We start from the raw sequence: 23010 nt of genomic DNA on the forward strand, positions 1-23010 counted from the left end.
ATGGATAAAATTGTTATTCTTGATTTTGGTTCTCAATACACACAGCTTATATCAAGGAAAATAAGGGAATTGGGCGTTTATACTGAAATTCTACCATACAATAAACCGGTTTTTGATGAAAATACAAAAGGCTTAATCTTATCTGGCTCACCCTACAGTGTTTACGAAAACGATGCCCCAATAGTGGATCAATCGATTTTTTCTAAGGGATTGCCTGTTCTTGGCATCTGCTACGGTATGCAGTTGATAGCCCATTTCTTTGGTGGAAAGGTATCAAAAGCACATAAATCTGAATACGGATTTGCCACCCTTGAGGTTGTAAAACCAAGTAAACTTTTAGAGGGTATGGATAAAACAGTTGTATGGATGAGCCACGGTGATAGATTAGAAAAACTGCCCGAAGGATTTGAGGCTATAGCCAGAACATCAAATTCACCTTTTGCAGCCATTGAAAATCTATCAAAAAAAATCTGGGCGGTGCAGTTTCACCCTGAGGTTTACCATACACAGAAAGGCAAGCAGCTTTTATCAAACTTCGTGCTTGACATCTGCAAAGCTAAAGCCAACTGGAATATGGAAAACTTCCTTGCCCAGCAGATAGAAACAATAAGAAAAACCGTGAAGGATAAAAGGGTTATTGGTGCAATAAGCGGCGGGGTGGATTCAACCGTTACAGCAGCAATACTTTCAAAAGCTATTGGTGATCAATTTGTAGGTGTTTTTGTAAATAACGGCCTGTTGAGAAAAAATGAAATAGAATATGTATTAAATGCCCTGAATAAACTCAAAATCAATGTAAGATACGAAGATGCTGAAAATCTGTTTTTAGACAGGCTCAAAGGCGTTATTGATCCCGAGCAAAAAAGAAAAATCATAGGTCATACCTTTATCGATGTATTTAAAAGGATCGCAGAGGATTATAAAGATGCTGAGTTTTTAGCTCAGGGTACACTGTATCCCGATGTGATTGAAAGTACCTCTGTCAAAGGTCCATCGGCTACAATCAAAAGCCATCACAATGTGGGAGGACTACCCAAAGACCTTAAGTTTAAACTCATAGAACCCTTAAGGTTTCTTTTTAAAGACGAAGTCAGAAAATTGGGCAAAACTCTTGGCATCGACGATGAGTTTATCAACAGACACCCGTTTCCAGGTCCCGGGCTTGCCATTCGCATCATAGGCGAAATCACAAAAGAAAAGCTCGATATCTTAAGAGAGGCTGATGCAATTGTTGTTGAAGAGATCAAAAAAGCCAATCTATACAACGATCTATGGCAGGCATTTGCAGTACTTCTGCCTGTCAGTAGCGTGGGTGTAATGGGAGATAAAAGAACCTACGAAAATGTGGTGGCAATAAGAATTATTGAAAGTGTCGATGGTATGACTGCGGATTGGGCAAAAATACCCTACGAAGTATTAAACAACATCTCAACCCGTATTATAAACGAGGTTAAATCGATCAACAGGGTGGTTTATGATATATCCTCAAAGCCACCATCAACAATAGAGTGGGAGTAGATGGAGAAAATTAAAAAAACAAAAGAAAAAATAGCCACACAAACAACATCTATACTGCAAAAGATTTTTAATGAATATACAATAACACTGATATTCTTTGCCATTATTATATTCATAAACTTCCCTAAATCATCCTCAACCTTTTACAACCTTGAGGTGGGCAGCATCGCACCAAAAACGATACGCTCAACGGTTTCTTTGCTTGTTGAAGATAAAGAAGCAACCAAAAAGAAAATGGAAGAGGCGATGAACAATACACCGCCTGTGTATGATTTCAACCCCGATGTAATATCAAATACTGTAAACAACTTAAAAAAGGCGTTGAGTATTCTAAAGGACAAAAATCAAAAAAACGCCATGGAACAATTTTTCAAAATCCTTAAAATTAAACCGAGTAAAACACTGTTTTCAAGGGTTAGTAGATACGATCCAAATGATATTTTAGCTTTTTCAACACAGGCTCTCAATGAGCTTAAAAATATGTATATCGTTATATCCCTAAGACAGTTATATAAATTCAACCCGGATAAAATAATAATAAGAAACATCAAAAATCCCAAAAAGGAGATTTTAATAAGCAAAGATAGCGTCGTAGATATTACAAAGGCAAAGATTATCGTATACAACAAACTGAGATTGCTGGTGGATGATGCTGCATTGCGCAATACAATCTGGGATTTAATCTCAAATCTCATAGCACCAAACCTTACTTTCAACTCACTTGCTACACAGCAGAAAAAACAGGAAGCTGCAAAAAAGGTAAATAAGGTGTTTTTCAAAATATCCAAAGGGGAGATTATCGTAAGGAGTGGTGATGTAATAACAAAAGCAGATTATGTTAAGCTGATGGCTCTTAATTCTTTAAAACAGAAGCAAAACGCCTACCTAAAATTCATAGCTTCAATGTTAATATTTATCATCATAGCCATAGTTCTTTTCAGAGTTTATTACATCACCAAAGCCAAGAAAAACAAATGGCTGAGCAGGGTAAAAATGCTCGCCATCACAGAAACCCTGATCGTTATACAGGTATTGATTTTCAAGCTTTTTGCATACCTTGGCGGTGTTGTAAGTTTTTCGGCTGCAGATTTTCCGCAGTCGGCAATCCTGATGGGCATGCCCTATACGATAGCATCGATGATGCTTGCCATTATGGTGGACTTTGAGCTTGCCTTTCTTGTCTCGATATTGCTTGGCATAACATCCTCATTTATTGCTTCAGCAGAGATCACACCGATGATAGGCATATATGTATTTTTAGGCAACATCATAGCGGCCTTTGGTATTATCAGAGAAAAAACCCGCACAGGCATTATAAAATCCGGCCTGCTTGTGTCTTTAGCGAGCATATTTATGATTTTACTGTTTTATTTGTTTAGAAACAACGAACTGGGCAAATCCACGCTGATCGAGGTAGGATTTGCCTTCTCTGGCGGCATCCTTTCGGCAATAATTGTAAGCGGCCTTCTGCCCGTATTTGAGTTTTTATTCAACATGACAACAGATATAAAACTGCTTGAGTTAGGAAACCTTAACAATCCTCTCTTAAAGGAGCTTGCAATCAAAGCCCCAGGTACATACCATCACAGCATCGTTGTATCATCACTTGCTGAGGCTGCTGCAAGTCAGATCGGAGCAAACCCATTGATAGCAAAAGTAGGTTCTTATTATCATGATATAGGCAAAATCAAAAAACCGATATACTTTGTAGAAAATCAAACAGATGGCTACAATCCTCACGATAACCTAAAACCCTCAATCAGCGCCCTTATAATAAAAAACCATGTCAAATACGGTGTTGAAATAGCAAAGAAACACAGATTGGGCAATTACATCATTGATATAATCCAGCAACATCACGGCACAAGCCTGATAAAGTACTTCTACAATAAGGCAAAAGAGAATGGACTAAATCCAAAAGAGGAGGATTTTAGATATCCCGGCCCAAAACCACAGACAAAAGAGGCGGGTATAGTAATGATAGCCGATGAGGTTGAGGCTGCAAGCAAAACACTATCAAACCCCACCGTTGCTCATTTAAACGAATTTGTAAGGGAAATTACAAACAATATCTTTTTAGATGGGCAGTTAGATGAGTGTGAGCTGACGCTTAAGGATTTAAACACAATTGTAGAAAGCTTTGTCAAGGTGCTTGTGGGTATCTTTCATCATAGAATAGAATATCCTGAAGAGCAAAAGAATGAACCTAACAGTAATCAGTAGATTTGATAATTTTGAGTATACCCGATTGGTTGAGCAGTTTGGGAATTTTTTATACAAAAAACTGGATATACCTATAGAAAAAGAGGTTAATATTGTTTTGTGTGATGATAAAGAGATAGAAAAACTCAACAGGGAGTTTAAAAACAGGCAGGGTCCAACCGATGTGCTGAGTTTTTACGGCTATGATGAGCCAATCCTTGGTGATATTGTAATTTCTATTGAAACGGTTGAAAAAGATGCTAAGGAAAACAATAAAGACTTTTTAAAACATCTATTGTTTATAATAGCCCATGGTTTTTTACATTTACTTGGCTATACGCACGAAACAACAGAGAAGTTCAATGATATGATAAAAATCCAGAATCAATTGATAGAAGAATACTTTAATTTGGAGGAAAAACGATGAAAAATATTAAAAAGTTAGCCGTTGTAGCAACAATAGGCACAACAGCTTATGTTTTATCAAAAAAAACAGGGGTTTTTGATACGATTAAAGAAGATATAGAGGTTGTCTTTGAAAGAGACCCTGCCGCAAGAAGCATCCCTGAGGTGATATTCTGTTATCCCGGTCTTCATGCGCTATGGTTTCACAGGGTTGCACATTTTCTTTGGGAGCACAATTTCAAATTCGCAGGCAGATTTCTATCCCATATAAGCCGCTTTCTTACGGGCATTGAAATCCATCCCGGTGCAAAAATCGGCAGAAGATTCTTTATAGATCACGGCATGGGTGTTGTTATAGGGGAAACAGCAGAAATAGACGACGATGTTACGCTATATCAGGGCGTCACACTGGGCGGCACAAGCCTTAAAAAGGTAAAAAGGCATCCAACGGTGGGTAAAAATGTCGTTGTTGGTAGCGGTGCAAAAGTTTTGGGAGCCTTAAAAATAGGTGATAATTCAAAAATCGGTTCAGGAAGCGTTGTCATTAGGGATGTTCCAGAAAACTCAACCGTGGTGGGTATTCCTGCAAAGGTTGTTCAAAAGGAAAAAACCCAGAAAAAGATTGACCTTGAACACACAAAACTACCCGATGTCGAAGGAAAGGTTATCAGATATCTTTTACATAGAATAGAGGAGCTTGAAAAAGAGATCACGGCTTTAAAAGAGGGTAAAACAGAAGAAATAGAAAAGGAGCGTAAAAAGGAAGCAGAAGAGCTCAAAAAGATAGAAAAGTATATAAAGAGCTACGAAATAGAGGGTTTAGACTAACTTCAACGAAGGATATGCCTCAACGGACGAATAATCATGGGTAGCTCTACCTAAATCAAGCGATGCAGCATAGGCTATCATCAGTGCATTATCGGTTGTCATTGAAAGTTGAGGTAAAACGAGTTTAATGTTGTTTTTTTGGGCTGTTTCTTCAAATACCGCCCTCAAATAGGAGTTTGCAGAAACACCGCCAGAAATTGACAGGATTTTGACACCAAAGGTTCTGGAAGCCTCTATACAGCGCTTAAGCAAAATTTCAATAGATGCCCTTTGAAACGAGGCTGCTATGTTGTTTATATCAGTTTTTGACAGCTTATCCATCTTTTTGACAAGATTTTTAACATGTGTCTTAACCCCGCTAAAGCTGAAATTAAAGGTTTTTTTGTCTTTCAACCCCTGAGGAATATTGAAACGATAAGGATCTGCTGTTTTTGACAACCTGTCTATAACAGGTCCACCAGGATACGACAAACCCAGAATTCTTGCCACTTTATCAAACGCCTCACCCACAGCATCATCCAATGTTTTACCTAAAAGCTTGTATTTTCCAAAACCCTCAACCAAAAACAGATGTGTGTGACCTCCAGAGATAATCAAGGACAGAAAAGGATATTCGATCTTTCTACCAAAAAACGGAGCAAACATATGCCCCTCGATGTGATTTACGGGTATAATGGGTTTTTTTATGCTGTAGGCTAAAGCCTTTGCAAAACTAACACCAACAAGCAAAGAGGGTGCAAGACCGGGTCCTATTGTGACGGCTATGTAGTCTATATCATCCAAAGTTGCATCAATATCCTTCAAGGCTTTTTTTGTTAAATGCCCTATAACCTCTGCATGTTTTCTTGCTGCAATCTCTGGTATTACACCGCCAAATTCAGCATGGATGTCTATTTGTGATGAGATAAGATTGGAAAATTTATCTCCTTTTAAACAGGCAACAGATGTATCGTCGCAGGATGTATCAAAAGCTAATATCATTGTAGAACAAACAATACATTAACAAGGTATTTTTTTAGTTGCGGTTTCATTTCGTTTAACGCCTCAAGTGTTTTAACATTGCAATGCCCGATAGCAACGACATTGTTGTATTTATCAAGCAACTTAATCGCCCTTTCTATCTCTTTTTTTATATACCCAACCTGCTTTATATCATCCAAAAAAACCCTTCTTCTCTGACAGGGCACACCAAATCGATCAGCCTCAATACAACCCAAAGAACCCACAATAGTAGCAGAGTCTATAAAAAACATTTTGTTTTCTTTCAAAAAATCCATAATATAGTCAAGGTGTCTTCTATCCTTTAAAATTTTAGAGCCCATATGGTTGTTTAAACCTACAGCATCAGGGATCCTTTTTTTTGCTCTGTTTAATAAATAAAATGTTTGACTCCTCGTTGTCCAGGTGTAGATAGCATCTTTGCCTGGATTTTCTTTTGGATAACTCATAGGCTGACTGGGCATATGAATCATAACTACAAATCCGTTTTTTGCAAATTCACTGGACAGAGCAGTGCTGTAAGGTGCATCGGGTAAAAAAGAAAACGCAAGGGGTAAATTCAGCCTCTCAAAACCCCTTGCAAGGTTTACATCATAACCCATATCGTCAATCACGATGGCAAGTCTTTTCTTTTTTAGGAAAAACAGAGAACTTGCCGCAAATGAAGATATAGAAAACAGCAAAACAATAACAATTAATGCGATCTTCTTGAGCAAACTATATCCTCCGCTTTCAATAGCTCAACAGCCCTTAACAGCTGATAATCGTTCTTTAGCTCTTTTGTCAAGTTATCTTTACCCTTTACATTTTTATTGCTGTTATTGGCATTTGGATTGTTTAGATGATGAATCAGATTGCTTTCTCTCAATGTGTATTGAGGATTGATCGGCACAATCTTTGCCTGTCTTACAACAATATCCGGCTCAATACCCACAGCCTGAATACTTCTGCCAGATGGTGTATAATACCGTGCTGTTGTAAGCCTTAAAGCGGAACCATCACTTAAAGGAATAATCGATTGAACAGAACCCTTACCAAAACTTTTTGTACCCATAATAATCGCCCTTTTGTGATCTTTAAGGCATCCTGAAACAATCTCTGCTGCACTGGCTGTTCCTGAATTTATCAAAACAACTATTGGATATGCAGGCTCTGTGCCGTCGTTATGGGCATAGAAATATTGAACATCACTTTTTCTCCTGCCCCTGATAGAAACTATAACGCCTTTTTTTATAAAAATATCACTTACAGCAACAGCTTCTCTTAACAATCCACCCGGATCGTTTCTTAAATCTATAACAAGACCATCGATATTACCCAGCTTTTTTAAAGCCTTTTTAAGTTCCTTTGCCGTTCCATCCTGAAATTGTGCAATCTTTACATATCCGATGTTGCCGTATTTTTTATACTTAACACTTTTTACATGGATAATGGCCCTTGTTATAGTAACATCAAACGGCTTGTTTTTGCCTTCCCTTAGAATTGTGATTGTAACCTTCGTGCCGGGTTTGCCTCTTAGAAGCTTAACAGCCTGATTCAGCGTCATACCGAAAGTGCTTTCACCGTTGATCTTGATAATCTTATCGCCTGCTTTAATACCCGCTTTATATGCAGGCGTATCATCGATAGGTGAAACAACGGTTACAATCCCATCCTTCATCGTTACAACCATACCAAGGCCGCCAAACTTTCCGGTCGTTTGAATTTTAAGCTCCTTATACTCATCTTTGGTCATATAGGAAGAGTGTGGATCAAGCGAGCTTACCATTCCCTTTATGGCATCGTTTATTAGCTGAACCTCACTAACATTATCCACATAGTTTTGCTGTATAATGGCCATTACCTTGGCAAAAATCATCAGTTTTTGATATTTGTCAACAGCAAAAGCCTGACAGTAGGATAACAATATAAAGGCTACTGCAACAAAAAAAGCCTTCTTCATCTTAAAAACCTCCTATCAAGAAATGTTAAAGGATCAATCGGCTGCGAATGCCTTCTTATCTCAAAATGCAATACATTCTTAGAAAGCCTGCCTATACAGCTATATCGCCTGACCACCTCGCCTTTTTTAACAATAGGATTCAATCCTCCATATACGGTATAATAGCCATTTAGATGATTAACTATAACAACACCCCCATATCCTGGCAAAACACCAACAAAATCCACTCTACCGTATGCGATCACCCTGACGCAGCTGTGTTGCTTTGATTTTATATCAATTCCATCGTTTCTTGTATAGACTTTAAATAAAGGATCGTATTTTCTCCCAAATCGGCTTATAACCCTGCCTTCAACAGGAGGCTTTATTTTACTTCTTAGCAGGCTAAACTCCCTTTCAATCAACGCCTTATTAATTTTTTTGCCTGCTATGGCCTTTTGTTTTCTTTTCTTTTCTTCCTCTATAATTCTTTTAAGCAAAGCTTTTAGATTTTGCTGTTTTTTTGTAAGCTCTTTGATCTGAGCAAGGTATAGCTGTTTTTGTTTTTCTGCTTTTTTGGCAAGCAGGGCCAAAGCCTGCTTTTGAAGATTAAGGTTATTCTGCTGTGTTTTAATACCCGCAATAAGGTTCTGTTTCTTTTTAAGTAAACTATTTAAAGCTACAATCCTCTTTTTTAGGTATTCCCTTTTGTCGATATAGTTGTTAATCCTTTTTTGCATGTAATCTGTAACATAGCCGTTCATATAACCATACCACACGCCTTTTGAATAGTATGGTCCCACTTTTGAATACATATAATACTCTTTTAGCTCATCAAACAACTGCTCTTTCTTCTGATTCAAATCAACACTCACAGTAGCAATCTCTTTTTTTAGTTTTGATATTCTTCTGTTTAGCAAAATCAGGTCCTTCTGCATCGTTTCTATCTTTTTCTTTAAGTAGGATATCCTTCTATCTGTTGATTTTATCTGGTTCAGAATCGATGCATATCTGTTTCTTATCTTTTCGTAGTCTACCTTTTTTCTGTTAAGTTCTGCATTAATATTTTGAAGTTTTTTCTGGATGGAGATCTTTTTAAAGGCAAAAGATGGAAAGGCAATCAAAAGGATAAGCAAAGCTATACTAAATTTTTTCATCGCTGAAAACAAACACGATTAGACAGGAAAGAAATGTAAAAAACATACCAATCAGGGCATTCAACACAAACATATTGTTGCGATTTAGCTCAAACAGCTTTGTGCCTAAATAGGGCAGGTATCCATATTTTGTATACAACACATAAAACACAACCACAGAAAATATTAGAAAAACAACACCGCTTAAAACCGGTTTAAAAACATCCTTTAAAAACAATTTAAAGATCACAAATCGCTTTATACCAAAAAACTTCAATGTATCGTAATCGTTTTTTCTGCTTGAGTAAAAAATAGTCATTATTGAAACAAATACGATAAACTCCACGCTGTAGAGCACGCTTAAAACGACCCTTGAAAAGTAGATAAACCTGTTATGCAGGGTCTCTATCTCTTTTAGGACATCGACAGGGTATTTAATAGCGATAATTGAAGCGTTGTTTAGTTTGTCTTTAAACACCTTAAACTGCTTTAGTGTTGTAAAAGACGGCTCAAAGAAAATCTCTATAGAGTAGGGAAAGGGATTATAGCCAAACAGCTTTTTGTCTATTGAAAACTTTTTAAGCATGGCATCCATCGCCTCTTTCTTATCTATAAGCTTTACCTTTCTTACGCCTTTGTACTGCAGAATATTATTTGCGATTGTCTGGGCTAAAGATTTTGAGACATTATCGGATAGAAAAACATACATCGGCGTGGAGCTTTTTTTCTTCTGTAAAAAATCGTTGAATGCAAAAAAAATACTCATCAATATGCTCATAGTAAAAACAAACGATATAAACACAAAAAACAGGGCAACTTTTACATTATCACGCCTCAATATTCAACTCCACATCAAAAAACTCATCATCGATGCTATTTATGGATGTCAAAAGGAATGTAATGCCTTTTTCTTTATTCAAATGCTTAAACAGTTCAATTACCTTTCTTTTATATTCCTCAGACAGATACCTGAATGGCTCATCAGCCACCACAAGAGGAAAATTGTAGATAATGCCACGCACGATATTAACAAGAGATTGCTCGCTAATAGAAAGCTCGCAGGGGTATTTATCCAGTAGATATCCTATATTCAACATCTCAAATATCTCATCGGATAGGTAAAGATTTCTCTTTGTAAGCCTTGTAATAGCCGATAGATTCTCTTTTATTGTCATCGTTGAAATAAGCCTGATATCCTCAAAGATGATACCTAAATATCGACGCAGAAGAAGAATGCCAGAATAGTTCAAATCCGATACATTAAAATCAAACACCCTCACAAAACCACTGTCGGGCTTTTGTGCACCGTATATCATTTTAACAATCGTGCTTTTGCCTCTTGATTGGGGCAGAATAATCTGATTTATGCGATTTGGCACCACTCTGAAGTTCAAAGATCTAAACAGGACTTTACCGCTATAGCTTTTTGATACATCTATAAACTCAACCATTCAAACCCTTTAGAATCCTCTCAGCTATAGCCTCTTTTGTAAATCCGTAGCTGCAGAATAGATCCTCCTTTGTTCCAGATTGTCCAAACACATCGTTTAAACCGATACGCTCAACCCTAACGGGGTAGTTGCCTGCTAAAAACTCACAAATAGCACCCCCCAATCCACCTATCACGGAATGCTCCTCAACTGTAAATACCCTGCCTGTTTGTTTTGCAAGCCTTAGCGTCAGCTCCTCATCAATAGGCTTAATGGATGATGCATTTACAACAGCTATATGTTTTCCATCTTTTTCTAACAATTCAGAAACCTCAAGGGCAATATAGCTCATCATACCGCAAGCAAAGATCACTGCGTCATTGCCATTTTTAAGCAGGTCAAACCTTCCCAATTCAAACTTACTTTTCTCAATAAACACAGGGGATTTAGCACGAGAGGTTCTGATATATACAGGTCCATCCATATTCAAAGTGGCTTTAACAGCAAGCACTGTTTCGTTGTAGTCTGCAGGCACTATAACCTTCATATTGGGAAGAGCCCTCATAACTGCAATATCTGCAATCGCCTGATGCGAGCCACCATCCTCACCCACACTAATTCCTGAGTGTGAACCGCATAAAACAACATGCAAGTTTTGATAACCGATCGATTGCCTTACAATTTCAAAAGCCCTGCCTGTAATAAACACAGCAAAGCTTGATGCATACGGTTTTAGGCCACATAAAGCCATACCGGCTGCAACACCAGCCATATTTGCCTCAGCTATACCCATATTGAAGAATCTATTGCTAAAAGATTTATTAAATTTTGCAGATTTTGTTGAGCCGCTTAAGTCAGCATCAAGCACAACAACCTTTTCATCTATTTTGCCAAGCTCAACCAAAGCATCACCGTATCCATCCCTTGTGGCTTTATACTCCATTGTCTAACTCCTTTAGTGCTTTTTCCAGCTCATCATCCGTTGGTGGTATACCGTGATATTCAACCCTGTTTGCCATAAAGGAAACACCGTATCCCTTAACGGTTCTTGCAATGATCGCCGTAGGCGAGATCACATTTCTCTTTGCTGTTATTAGAGTGTCTATAAGATTTTTATAAACATGCCCACCGATTTCATGGGTTTTAAAACCAAATGCTTCAAGCTTATCCTTCAAAGGATTTATATTCATAACATTTGTCACTGCACCGTCTATCTGAAGGCCATTGTAGTCAACTATAACTATGAGATTTGATAGTTTATAATGAGCAGCTGCCATAAATGCTTCCCATACAACACCCTCCTGCAGCTCACCATCTCCCATAATACAAAACACCTTGTATCGTTTCTTTAAAACCTTGGCAGCAAGAGCCATACCTACAGCCTGGGTAATGCCATTGCCCAGAGAACCTGTTGATGCATCTATTCCGTTGAGCTTATTTGCATCGGGATGACCCTGTAGGGGAGAACCAAGCCTGCGTAAACTCCACAGAAGCTTTCTTTCAAAAAACCCTGCCCTTGCAAGTGTTGCATACAAAGCAGGGCATGCATGACCCTTTGATAACACAAGTCTATCCCTATCCTCCCATGAAGGATTCTTTGGGTCATAATTCATAATACCGCCAAAATATAGGGCAACAAGAATATCAACGATACTTAAAGAGCCTCCCGAATGACCACTCTTTGCCTTATTAAGCATAATCAAAATATCTTTTCTTATATCCTTTGCAATCCTTTCAAGTTCTTTAAAATCCCCCATCATACCCCCTTTAAAATTAACTCAAACATCGCTTCAATCGATGTATCTTCAGCCATTAAAGCTTCAAAACCGCATGATTCTATATATCTCTTAGTTGTTTTACCTATAGCAACAATCGTTTTTATCCTTTTTGCAAACTCATAACTACTACAAGCCTCTTTTATGTGCCAGAATGCAGAAGGTGAACTAAACAATCCAAAATCAAATGTTTTATCTGGATATGTGAAATACTGTATCTCATCCGGTATGTAGTTTTCATATGCAGCAACAACCGAGACATTATCAAGCTCATCATAAATAGGATTGTGCTTTTTAGCCGTCACAACAAGCACATTGGATTTATCTTTCAAAAATTCTATCAGATTATCAGAGTAATGCTCCTTGGGCACATAATCCAGTCTAAAACCCTTGCTCATCAGGGCAAATGCTGTTGAATCACCAATTGCTGCAAGTCTTTTGTTGCAAAAAAACCTTACAGAAACCCTCTTAAAGAAAAACTCAACAGCCCTTTTGCTTGTAAACACAACCCATTCATAGTTACTATCAAGCATAAAATCAACGCTTCTGAAGGCTAAAGAATACACAGGATAGATATCAAAAACCTCGTCGAATTTTTCTGTATATTTTATCAAATCTTCTTTGTTTGCACTAAAAAGCACACTGCCTTTTTTGGATGGTTTTTTATGATAACCAAAAACGATATCTCCGTCATTTGCATGTTTTAAAAGATACTTGCTATTTTTCTCAATCTTTTCACACTTAAGCAAAAAACGCCTATCAAAATTATCCTCAAACCAGATAGGCTCATTAATAAAGGGAAAAAATTTCAACGGTAGATTTCTATCAACAGCAATAATCATTGTTTTATCCTCTTTAAAACCTCATCAACAACTTTTGAGAGCACAAATATCGGGCTTCTGTCACACAGACTGAACCTGATGAGTCGTTTTAGGTTATCTACAAACCCATAACTTACCCGCATACAAAACTCACCGTCTTTATTAAAATACGCATAAGCCCCAATAGGATAGTTGCACGATGCGTTTAGCTGGACAACAAAGGAGCGTTCCGCCTCAATACAGACCCGCGTTTCTTCATCCTCTAATTTTTTTAAATCATCTTTAAATGGACTATCCCTTAAAAACTCCACAGCTATCACACCCTGACCTGCTGCAGGCACAACAACATCAAGGTCGTACATATAATATTCATCGTACAACCCTAACCTCATAAGGCCGCTTTTTGATACAACTATGCCATCAACCACGCCGCTTTTTAGCTTTTTTAGCCTTGTGTCAAGATTACCCCTTAAAGGCATAAATTCTATATCATCCCTGAGCCTTAAAAGCTCTGCCTGCCTTCTTAAAGATGATGTGCCGATTTTGGCATGTTTCTCAAGCTCAAAGATATTACCCTTAAAACTAACAAATGTATCTACATGATAATCCCTTTTAAGCACAACAAACTCAAAGGTTTTATCTTCAAATACACTCATATCCTTTAAGCTATGAACGGCTATATCTATCTGCCCATCTATTAAAGCTTTTTCAAGTTCTTTAATAAACAAACCTTTGCCACCGAATTCATAGAGCGGTTTATCGATTTTATCACCCTGCGTTTTAATAGGAACAATCGTTGAGTCAATACCCAGACTTTTTAGTTGTTTTGCAACAAACTCAGCCTGCCAGAGGGCAAGTTTGGATGAGCGTGAGCCAATCTTTAGTTGTTGGCTGAAAAGAAACATTTTACATCCTCTTTTGACTTACTGATATTAAAAATCCTGCGCAACAGCTCAATATACATATCCCCTTCTGGGTGGTTGATAAAATCCTTAATTCTAACAGTGGGCTCATGCAAAACCTTATTCAAAATAGAGCGGGTGAGTTTATCCACTCCATCAAGCAGTTCATCATCCAATTTTCCGTTATACATCTTTTTAAATTTGTAAATCTCCAAACTCCTGATTCTTTCTGCATCCATTCTTATCTTTTTTATAACATCATCGTAGTTGAGCGATTCTACATATTTCACATACTCCTGCAGCTCATCCTTTATGATCTTTTTGGCTCTCTCTGCCTGATTTTTTCTGTAATTTAAAGACTGCTCAACAATATCCTTTAAATCATCTATAAAAATAACCTTCACATTGTTCATATTACTAATCGACTTTTCCGTATCAGGCGGTATGGCCATATCAATGATGATTAGATTTTTATGTGGTAATAAATCCTTTGTAATAATCGGCTGCATCGATGATGTAGCAGAGATTATGATATCTGCATCTTTTAAAGCCTCTTTTAGCCCATTAAGAGAAAACACTCTGGCATTGTAAGTTTTGGCTATTTCCTCAACTTTTTCAGGGGTTCTGTTAACCATGGCTGTGATTTTTGCCCCTGCTTTTGCAAAATACTCAACTGTTAAAACGTTCATCTCTGATGAGCCTATACTTACAACATTTTTATTCTCAATATCTACAATTTCGCGTGTTTTTAGAAAAGCGGCATACGGTAGGCTGATAGCCCCTTTTGCGATATCCGTTTTTGTTTTAACAACCTTTGCTGCATGGAATGCCCTTCGCATGATTCTGTTTATCGTTGCACCGCTTGTATAAAACTCAACAGACCACTTATAAGCCTCCTTTAGCTGGCCTAAAATCTGCGGCTCACCTATAACCATCGAATCCAAAGATGAGGCAACCTCAAAAATATGCTCAACAGCATCAAGATCATGTTTTATGTAAAGATATTTTTTCAACTCATCTATCTGAATACTTGAATGTCTTGATAGGTATTCTATCGCACTATCATCTTTATCTTCTTTAGCGACAAACAACACCTCAACCCTGTTACATGTAGAAAGGATCATAACCTCATCAAGTAACAATCTATTCTTCAGTTCAAGTAGATACCTATCCAAATGGTTATTATCAAATGCGAGTTTTTCTCTAACAAAAGATGGGGAATTTTTATGGTTTGTTCCTATCAAACTTATCATTTTTCCCTTTCAACGGCATAATCAGCAATAGCAAGAAGATAATCTTTATACTTAGAATCCTTTAGATGCTCTATTGCCTTTTTTGCCCTCTGAGAATAATAAACGGCATCTTCAATAGCCCTATCAAGCCCGTTTTGTTTAACGCTTTCTATAATTTTGTCAAGCAGTTTTTCATCCATTTTATCAAAGAACTCTTTAACCATACCCTTTAAACTGCCATCCCTCTCAAACGCATAAAAAACTGGTAGTGTTATCTTGCCCTCTTTTAGATCTATACCTAAATCCTTACCAACCTTTTTGACATCCCCCATATAATCCAGACAATCGTCCTTTATCTGGAAAGCAAAGCCAAGATTTTTGCCGTAATCTTTAAAGGCATCGGTAGAATCTTTATCTGCAAGTATTGCACCACAGCCTGCACTTACCTCTATCAAAACAGCCGTTTTTTTATAGATTATATCTAAATACTCATCAGTAGTAGTATCTACATTAAAGGCCTTTTCGATCTCCAATACCTCACCCTCTGTTAAAGTATATGCAGCCAGAGAAATATCTTTTGCTATCTTAATATCAAAATCCAACACCATATTAAACGCAAGTGAATACAGATAATCTCCGCCCAAAACAGCGGGTTTTATACCAAAAACGGTATTGGCTGAGGGTTTTCCCCGTCTAAAAAGCGCCTCATCTATAATATCATCGTGAAGCAGACTTGCCGTATGTATCATCTCAATAATAGCACCAACCCCAACAGCATCCTCTTTTCTTTTGCCACCCAAGGCAAGATAGCTATAATAGACAATAAGAGGCCTTAAGCGTTTTCCTCCCCATATCACCTGATTACATACATCACCAACCAATGCAGAGTAGGGTTTTAGATACTCCTTTAACTTTTTATCAACTGTATCGATATCTCTTTTTATCGCCGCTTTAATTAGAGTATTCATTTCCCTCCTCTGCCACAACAACACCCATCACGATATCATCATCGTCAAGTTGGATAATCTTTACACCTCTTGCATATCTACTAAACACACTTATTGAGGATGCTTCAATCTTTATCACCTTACCATTTTTTGTAATTACTATTATATCATCGTTATCGTGTAATGCCAGTGAAGATGCAACGCTATCACCGTTAAGTAATTTTATACACTTAACACCCCTGCCGCCCCTGTTTATCTTTCTTATATCCTCTATTCTTATTAGTTTACCGATACCTTTCTGCGTTATAACGATAATCTTTGTATGGTTTTTGGATAAACCATCAGCACTAACAACCTCATCATTATCATCCAATCTAATACCCCTTACACCTGCAGCAGTCCTACCCATATCCCTGACTTGAGATACATCGAATCTAACACACATACCGTTCTTTGTAACAATCACAACCTCATCATCATTGGATACACTAAAGACCCTTACCAGGGTATCCTGAGAGGCCAATTTTATAGCGTATTTGCCGTTTGATGGTATATTTTCAAAATTCTCAAAAGATGAGCGCTTTACAATACCGCTTGATGTTACAAAAAATAAGCTATCGCCATCTTTAGCTGGCAATACAGTCTTAACATACTCCTGAGGCTGCAGTTTAATAAAATTAACAATAGGCCTACCCCTTGAGGATGGTGCCTGCTTGGGTATATAATAAGCTCTAATCGCATAAACCCTGCCCATATTGGTAAAACACAGCAAAGTATTAAGGCTGTTTGTTAAAAATATATCAACAATATAATCATTATCTGCAAATGTTGCAGCGATTCTTCCTTTTCCACCTCTATTTTGAGTTGAATAAACACTCACAGGCACAGCCTTTACATAGCCTTTCTTAGAAAATGTTATTATCAAATCCTCATCCTTAACAACATCCTCAACAGATATATCAGATACTCTATCAAGGATCTGAGTGCGCCTTTTATCGCTGTAGCTGTTTTTTATATATAAAAACTCATCTTTGATAAGTTTCTTTAAAACATCTTTCTGTTTTAAAACACTCTCATAATACTCGATATCCTTAATTAAACCATTCTTTTCATCGACAAGCTTCTGCCACTCCAAAGCTGTAAGTCGTGAAAGTTTCATATCAAGAATCGCCTGTGTTTGTTTATCACTTAACCTAAAACGCTCTTTTAATTTAACCCTCGCCTGTGATGTTGATTGAGATGATTTAATAATCGCAACAACCTCATCAATATTATCAAGTGTTATCAACAAGCCCTCAACAATATGAAGTCTTTCTTTTGCCTTTGCAAGCAGGTAGGCTGTTCTTCTTTTTACAACATCAATCCTGTGTTTAACAAAAACGGCAACGGCATCCTTAATATTCAGAAGCGTGGGTGTGTTGTCCACAAGCGCCATCATATTGACACCAAAGGTAATCTGTAGATTTGTTAATTTAAAAAGCTTATTGAGTATAACCTGCGGCTGCTCATCCTTCTTTAATTCAATAACAATCCTTACACCCTCTTTGTTGGATTCATCCCTTAAATCGGCTATACCATCTATTTTCTTATCTTTTACAAGTTGTGCAATGCTCTGCAAAAGCAAAGCCTTATTCACCTGATACGGGATTTCATAAACAATTAAAGCTATTCTATTTTTAATCTTTTCTTCCTTTACCCTCGCTCTAATCTTTATCTTACCTATACCTTTTTTGTATGCTTCAGCAATAGAGGCTTTATCGAAACATATACCACCGGTTGGAAAATCTGGACCCTTTATATATTTCAAAATCTCATCAATGTCTATTTCACCATCATTTTCAAGATAGGCAATACAGGCATCTATAACCTCTGAGAGATTATGCGGTGGAATCTTTGTTGCAAAACCAACAGCTATACCATCTGTTCCATTCATCAATAGATTCGGTATAAAAGTAGGCAAAACAGCTGGCTCAAGCAGTGAATCATCGTAGTTTGGAATAAAATCCACTGTATTTTTATCAAGGTCTTTGAGCATCTCCTCAGCTATTTTTGATAATCTAACCTCTGTATATCTCATCGCAGCAGCAGAATCACCATCCAAAGAACCAAAATTACCCTGTCCATCGATTAAAGGATAGCGCATAGAAAAATCCTGACTCATTCTAACCAGTGCATCATAAACAGCCATATCACCATGCGGATGGTATTTACCTATAACATCACCAACAACCCTTGCACTCTTTTTGTATGGTTTATTGTGATCTAAATTAAGCTCTTTCATTGCATAGAGTATTCTTCTGTGAACAGGTTTCAAACCATCCCTTGCATCAGGAATTGCCCTACCAACAATAACACTCATCGAGTAATCAAGGTAGGACTGCTGCATCGTATCTTTTATATCTATAGGTAATATATTTTTATCATCAAACAGATCTTTCATCGATCACTCCGCTAAATATCAAGGTTTTTGACAAATTTTGCATTTTTTACAATAAATTCTTTTCTTAGATTGGGGTTATTACCCATAAGCATATTAAAAACCTCATCGGCTTTTTTGGCATCATCAATAGTAACCTTCAGTAATCTTCTCTTTTTGGGATCCATTGTTGTCTCCCACAACTGCTGCGGATTCATCTCACCAAGACCCTTATACCTCTGTATCTCCACACCCTTTTTTGCTCGCTCCTCTATAAATTCAAGCATCTCTTTAATTGTTTTAAACTCTTTTATTTCATCTTTAACCATCACCTTAAATGGCGGTTTTCCAAGGAGGTTATTGGATGGTGTATATTTTTTTATCAGTTCAAACTCATGCGAATTAAAGAATGAGGCGGGTATAAAAATCTCTTTCTCCTCGTTATCTATTTCGTAGGCAAATATTATATTATCGCCCTCAGGTTTTATTTCTTTAAGTTTAATTAAGGAATTCTCACTAAGACAATCTTTGAGTTTATCAAAAAATCCTTTATCCAACACTTCATCAGCCGACGGACCTAAAATAGACAAACATCTGATAATCTCTTCGCTTGTATATTTCTTTGAAAGCCTATCAACTAAATCCTCATAAACCAATAGCTTGGATAAAATCTTTTTAAACTCATTAGTCTCAATAACCCTATCATCAACCACAGGCTTAAAATCCTCTATACCCCTATTAATTAAGAACTCTTTAAGCTGTTTTTCATCCCTTATATAGGTTTCTTTCTTGCCAACCTTAACCCTGTAGAGTGGAGGCTGGGCTATATAAACATATCCATTTTCAATCAATTCTTGAAAGTATCTAAAAAACAATGTTAAAATTAATGTCTGGATATGACTTCCATCAACATCGGCATCTGTCATAATAATAATCTTGTGATACCTCACATCATCAATCTTAAATGAATCACCTATTCCACTACCAATTGCTGTTATAATATTCCTAATCTCCTCACTATCCAAAACCTTTTTCATGTTGGTTTTTTCTGTATTTAGAATCTTTCCTTTAAGTGGCAAAATAGCCTGAAAAACCCTGTCTCTTGCCTGTTTTGCAGAGCCACCCGCAGAATCACCCTCAACCAAAAAAAGCTCTGTTTTTGCAGGGTCTTTTTCCTGACAGTCTGCTAATTTTCCCGGCAGCCCCTTTGATTCAAAAACGGTTTTTCTTCTTACAAGCTCCCTTGCCTTCCTTGCTGCCTCTCTTGCAGTAAACGCTTTATAAACCTTCTCAATTATTGCTTTTGCTACGGCTGGATGCTCATCAAAATACTCATTAAACCTTTCATAAAGCTTTGTTTGGATAATATTCTTTATAGTGGTATTTACCAACTTTGTTTTGGTTTGCCCTTCAAATTGAGGATTGGGTAGTCTTACAGATAAAACGGCATACAACCCTTCTCTTACATCATCACCACTAAAAACAACATTTCCTTTTATTAGATTGTTATTTTTTGCGTATCTATTGATTGTTTTTGTTAAAACAGATTTAAATGCAGATAGATGCACGCCACCTTCAACTGTGTTTATCGAGTTTGCAAATGTTTGAATAACACTTGAGTATATATTTGTATAAACAAATGCAAGTTCGACTAAAATCTTATCATCTTCAATATTGAAATATACAGGCTCATCAAACAATCGTGGCTTAGATGAGCTTAAATAATCTACAAAAGAGATAAGGCCGTTTTCATATCTAAAGGTTTCTGATTTGCCACTTCTTCTATCAAACAGTGATATCTTAACCCCCTTGTTGAGGAATGCAAGCTCTCTTAGCCGTTTCAGTAGGATTTCGTAATTAAACTCTATGGTTTCAAAGATTTCACTATCCGGTAGAAATGTTATTGTTGTTCCTGTTTTATCTGTTTCCCCGATAATTTCTAAATCTGTTTTAGGAATCCCTCTTTCAAACTGCTGGCGATATACCTTACCGCCCCTTTTTATCTCAACGGTTAGATTCTCCGATAAAGCGTTTACAACACTAATTCCAACACCATGCAAACCACCTGAGACTTTATAGTTTTTATTATCAAACTTTCCACCGGCATGTAGTGTTGTCAACACCAGTGTCACAGCGGGCACTTTTTCTGTTGGATGGATATCTACAGGTATACCTCTGCCGTTATCCTCGACGGTTATAGAGTTATCCTCATTAATAAAAACATTTATAGTATCACAAAAACCCGCCATAGCCTCATCTATTGAGTTATCCACCACTTCATAAACAAGGTGGTGAAGTCCCTCTGTTGAGGTTCCTCCAATATACATTGCGGGCCTTTTTCTAACGGCTTCTAAACCCTTTAAAACCTTAATACTTTCAGCTGTATACTCTGCCAACTCAAACACCTCTTATAACTGTATTGTATTAAAACCCCTGTACGCACCAAGTGTGGTTATAAATAATTGATTTGGAAGTTTAAGAATACTACTAAACACCCTCCCCTGTGTTTGAAAATCAAGATCACCCTCTAAATCGTCAATCAGTAAAACAGGGTGCACGCCTTTGCTATTATACATTTTTGCTATACTTAAAACAATACATAACAGTGCGATTTTTTTCTCACCAACTGAGGAAAATTCAAATAAATCCAAACCATTTAGATATAGAATTAATCTATCTTTTTTTAATGATGATAAAATTCTTCCCTTCTTTTTTTCTATTTGAAGTATCTTTTCATCTATTTTGCTGATAGAGTAAAAAACATCCAATTTTTTATTATAAAAACTACCAAAGCACTCACACACTGCTTCTTTTATATCTTTGATTAATTTTTCCCTTAGGTTTGAGATAGACTCTACTAATTCCAAAAATCTGCCATTTATTGTATCAACGACATCAAATTGCTGCTGTTTTAGGGCATTTCTCTTAATTTTTAGCAGTTTTTTATATTCCATGATTTTTTCTATTATTGTTTTATCAAAGGCAAAAACACCTCTATCTAACAGGCTAAATATATAATCTTTGTTTTTGAAATTTATAAATGAGTTGATTGAGTATTCTATTGTGGGAAAGAGTTTTTTTAGTTCAATCGAGGTTGTGGTTTTTGAGTTGAGTTTTATGGTTTTCTGGTTATTTGAAATTTTTATAATTACATTGCTGTTATCTATAGTAGCCGAAGCAATCGTATCTTTTGATTTATCTTTGGGAATATTTTTAATAACTTTTCTAAAGGGGTGGCCATTTAATGCAGTAAAAATTCCATCTAAAAGATTTGTTTTTCCTGCACCATTTGGTCCTGTAATTACATTTACCCTGTTGAAGTTGGCTTTAAAGAAGTCAAAATTTTTGAAGTTTACTAAAAATATGTTTTTTATAAGCATCTATTCTATAATTGGCGTCATTATGTAATTATAGCTGTAGTGATCTTCGTCTGTTTTAAACATAATGGGTTCTTCTGAGCTTCTGTATAGGAATAATAAATTCTGTGATGTGATTTGGGGTAGAAAGTCTAAGACAAATTTAGAATCTACCTTTATGATAAGATTTTCCTCTGCTTTTATGTTTTTTAGTTCTACAATATCCTCTGCTTCTTCACCTTCGTTATTATTACTTTTTATTATTGTTTTGCTATCGTTTAACTGTATATCTATTATAATTTCTCTGTTTTGAGATAGTGTTGAAACCCTTTTTATGGTGTCTTTTAATTGAACGGTATCGAACTCTACAACATTTGATGTATCCTCTTTTAATAGAATCTGGTTATAGTCTGGAAAGTTGCCGCTTATTGTTTTTGATATAACCTTTGTCGTGTCGGTTTTAAATACAACCATATTCTGGGATTTAAGAAGTTTTATTTTGGAATTTAGGTTTATCCTGTTGAGAATCTGTGCGCCGTTGTTTTCTAATATAAATGTTATCTCTGTTTGGTTTTGGTTAGGTGTTGAGACATTGATGAGCCTGTAGTGGTCTGTGGCTGTTGCTTTTATTTTATCTTTTTCTAACTCAAAGAATATACCTGTGTACTCCCTTGATATGTCGTTTTTGTCGGGGCAATAGATTGTTTCCTTGATGAGCTTTTTGAGTTTTTCGGGTTCAATCTGGGTGATTTCCTCACTGTTTTCGTCGTTTAGGACCTCAAATGCCTCTGTTTGCTGTACTTTTATCTTCGTTTTAAAATTACCAGCTTTAATTGATAATATCTTCCCATCTGTTTCTATTTCTATGTTTTCATCTTTTATCTCTTTTAGAATATTTAGAAGTTTATTTGGGTCTATAAGTATAGAGACCTCTTGTGTTGATGGTATTTCTCTTGTTTCGATTATTGTGGCTGTTTGATTTGAGCCTATAGCCTCTATTGTGTTTTCTTTAAAGTTTATAAGTATGTTGCTGTTTGGTAGGTCTTTTTGTTTTAATGTGGCTAAAGAGCAGTTTGTTGTAATCTCTTTGAGTATTTTTGTGCTTATTAACATTATTGCCTC

20 protein-coding genes are annotated in these 23010 nt (G+C 36.6%); 4 read left to right on the forward strand and 16 right to left on the reverse strand.

Annotated elements, in window-relative coordinates; all coding sequences use genetic code 11:
• The 4 genes from guaA to cysE are packed head-to-tail and all read left to right on the forward strand — an operon-like array spanning window position 1 to window position 4953.
• A complete protein-coding gene (gene guaA, locus EK17_RS00100) occupies window positions 1-1518 on the forward strand; it encodes a glutamine-hydrolyzing GMP synthase (RefSeq protein WP_035586316.1) in 1518 nt (505 codons plus the stop codon).
• On the forward strand, window positions 1519-3741 hold the full coding sequence (locus tag EK17_RS00105) for an HD family phosphohydrolase (protein WP_035586319.1): 2223 nt from the start codon (window positions 1519-1521) through the stop codon (window positions 3739-3741). It abuts the gene before it with no gap.
• Window positions 3719-4147, forward strand: a complete 429-nt coding sequence (gene ybeY / locus EK17_RS00110) for an rRNA maturation RNase YbeY (RefSeq protein ID WP_051904308.1) — start codon at window positions 3719-3721, stop codon at window positions 4145-4147. Before EK17_RS00105 ends, ybeY begins: the two co-directional genes overlap by 23 nt.
• Window positions 4144-4953, forward strand: coding sequence for a serine O-acetyltransferase (cysE, locus tag EK17_RS00115; RefSeq protein ID WP_084675024.1), 810 nt, complete (start codon window positions 4144-4146; stop codon window positions 4951-4953). The genes ybeY and cysE overlap by 4 nt, the downstream gene beginning before the upstream one ends.
• Here the strand turns inward: cysE and tsaD are convergent.
• The 16 genes from tsaD to EK17_RS00195 are packed head-to-tail and all read right to left on the reverse strand — an operon-like array spanning window position 4945 to window position 23001.
• Entirely contained in the window at window positions 4945-5934 is a 990-nt protein-coding gene (gene tsaD, locus EK17_RS00120) for a tRNA (adenosine(37)-N6)-threonylcarbamoyltransferase complex transferase subunit TsaD (RefSeq protein WP_035586321.1), read from the reverse strand. The genes cysE and tsaD overlap by 9 nt on opposite strands.
• Window positions 5931-6668: a divergent polysaccharide deacetylase family protein gene (locus tag EK17_RS00125; protein WP_035586324.1), complete on the reverse strand. Its 738-nt coding sequence runs from the start codon at window positions 6666-6668 to the stop codon at window positions 5931-5933. Before EK17_RS00125 ends, tsaD begins: the two co-directional genes overlap by 4 nt.
• Complete coding sequence (locus EK17_RS00130; RefSeq protein ID WP_035586327.1) at window positions 6647-7894, reverse strand: S41 family peptidase; 1248 nt, start codon at window positions 7892-7894, stop codon at window positions 6647-6649. The genes EK17_RS00125 and EK17_RS00130 overlap by 22 nt, the downstream gene beginning before the upstream one ends.
• Window positions 7891-9030 carry a murein hydrolase activator EnvC family protein gene (locus EK17_RS00135; RefSeq protein WP_035586330.1) on the reverse strand — a complete coding sequence of 380 codons (1140 nt, stop codon included), beginning with the start codon at window positions 9028-9030 and terminating at the stop codon, window positions 7891-7893. Before EK17_RS00135 ends, EK17_RS00130 begins: the two co-directional genes overlap by 4 nt.
• Complete coding sequence (locus tag EK17_RS00140) at window positions 9017-9847, reverse strand: cell division protein FtsX (RefSeq protein ID WP_035586332.1); 831 nt, start codon at window positions 9845-9847, stop codon at window positions 9017-9019. Before EK17_RS00140 ends, EK17_RS00135 begins: the two co-directional genes overlap by 14 nt.
• The gene (locus EK17_RS00145; RefSeq protein WP_035586334.1) at window positions 9837-10460 is read right to left on the reverse strand and encodes a cell division ATP-binding protein FtsE; all 624 of its coding nucleotides are present in this window, start codon (window positions 10458-10460) and stop codon (window positions 9837-9839) included. The genes EK17_RS00140 and EK17_RS00145 overlap by 11 nt, the downstream gene beginning before the upstream one ends.
• The gene (locus EK17_RS00150) at window positions 10453-11382 is read right to left on the reverse strand and encodes a transketolase family protein (RefSeq protein ID WP_035586336.1); all 930 of its coding nucleotides are present in this window, start codon (window positions 11380-11382) and stop codon (window positions 10453-10455) included. The genes EK17_RS00145 and EK17_RS00150 overlap by 8 nt, the downstream gene beginning before the upstream one ends.
• Entirely contained in the window at window positions 11372-12196 is an 825-nt protein-coding gene (locus tag EK17_RS00155) for a transketolase (protein WP_035586340.1), read from the reverse strand. The genes EK17_RS00150 and EK17_RS00155 overlap by 11 nt, the downstream gene beginning before the upstream one ends.
• Window positions 12196-13056: a uroporphyrinogen-III synthase gene (locus tag EK17_RS00160; RefSeq protein ID WP_035586343.1), complete on the reverse strand. Its 861-nt coding sequence runs from the start codon at window positions 13054-13056 to the stop codon at window positions 12196-12198. Before EK17_RS00160 ends, EK17_RS00155 begins: the two co-directional genes overlap by 1 nt.
• On the reverse strand, window positions 13053-13940 hold the full coding sequence (gene hemC / locus EK17_RS00165) for a hydroxymethylbilane synthase (RefSeq protein ID WP_051904309.1): 888 nt from the start codon (window positions 13938-13940) through the stop codon (window positions 13053-13055). Before hemC ends, EK17_RS00160 begins: the two co-directional genes overlap by 4 nt.
• Complete coding sequence (gene hemA, locus EK17_RS00170) at window positions 13916-15190, reverse strand: glutamyl-tRNA reductase (protein WP_035586346.1); 1275 nt, start codon at window positions 15188-15190, stop codon at window positions 13916-13918. Before hemA ends, hemC begins: the two co-directional genes overlap by 25 nt.
• Window positions 15187-16137, reverse strand: a complete 951-nt coding sequence (locus tag EK17_RS00175) for a polyprenyl synthetase family protein (RefSeq protein ID WP_035586348.1) — start codon at window positions 16135-16137, stop codon at window positions 15187-15189. Before EK17_RS00175 ends, hemA begins: the two co-directional genes overlap by 4 nt.
• Window positions 16121-18556, reverse strand: coding sequence for a DNA gyrase subunit A (gene gyrA, locus EK17_RS00180; RefSeq protein ID WP_035586350.1), 2436 nt, complete (start codon window positions 18554-18556; stop codon window positions 16121-16123). The genes EK17_RS00175 and gyrA overlap by 17 nt, the downstream gene beginning before the upstream one ends.
• Window positions 18557-18567: 11 nt before the next feature.
• Complete coding sequence (gyrB, locus tag EK17_RS00185) at window positions 18568-20937, reverse strand: DNA topoisomerase (ATP-hydrolyzing) subunit B (protein ID WP_035586352.1); 2370 nt, start codon at window positions 20935-20937, stop codon at window positions 18568-18570.
• A gap of 3 nt (window positions 20938-20940) precedes the next feature.
• The gene (locus tag EK17_RS00190; protein ID WP_035586354.1) at window positions 20941-21912 is read right to left on the reverse strand and encodes an AAA family ATPase; all 972 of its coding nucleotides are present in this window, start codon (window positions 21910-21912) and stop codon (window positions 20941-20943) included.
• Window positions 21913-23001 carry a DNA polymerase III subunit beta gene (locus EK17_RS00195; protein ID WP_035586356.1) on the reverse strand — a complete coding sequence of 363 codons (1089 nt, stop codon included), beginning with the start codon at window positions 22999-23001 and terminating at the stop codon, window positions 21913-21915.
• Window positions 23002-23010: the final 9 nt, after the last annotated feature.

This window comes from Hippea jasoniae (assembly GCF_000744435.1).
In the GTDB taxonomy this organism is placed as follows: Bacteria; Campylobacterota_A; Desulfurellia; order Desulfurellales; family Hippeaceae; genus Hippea; species Hippea jasoniae.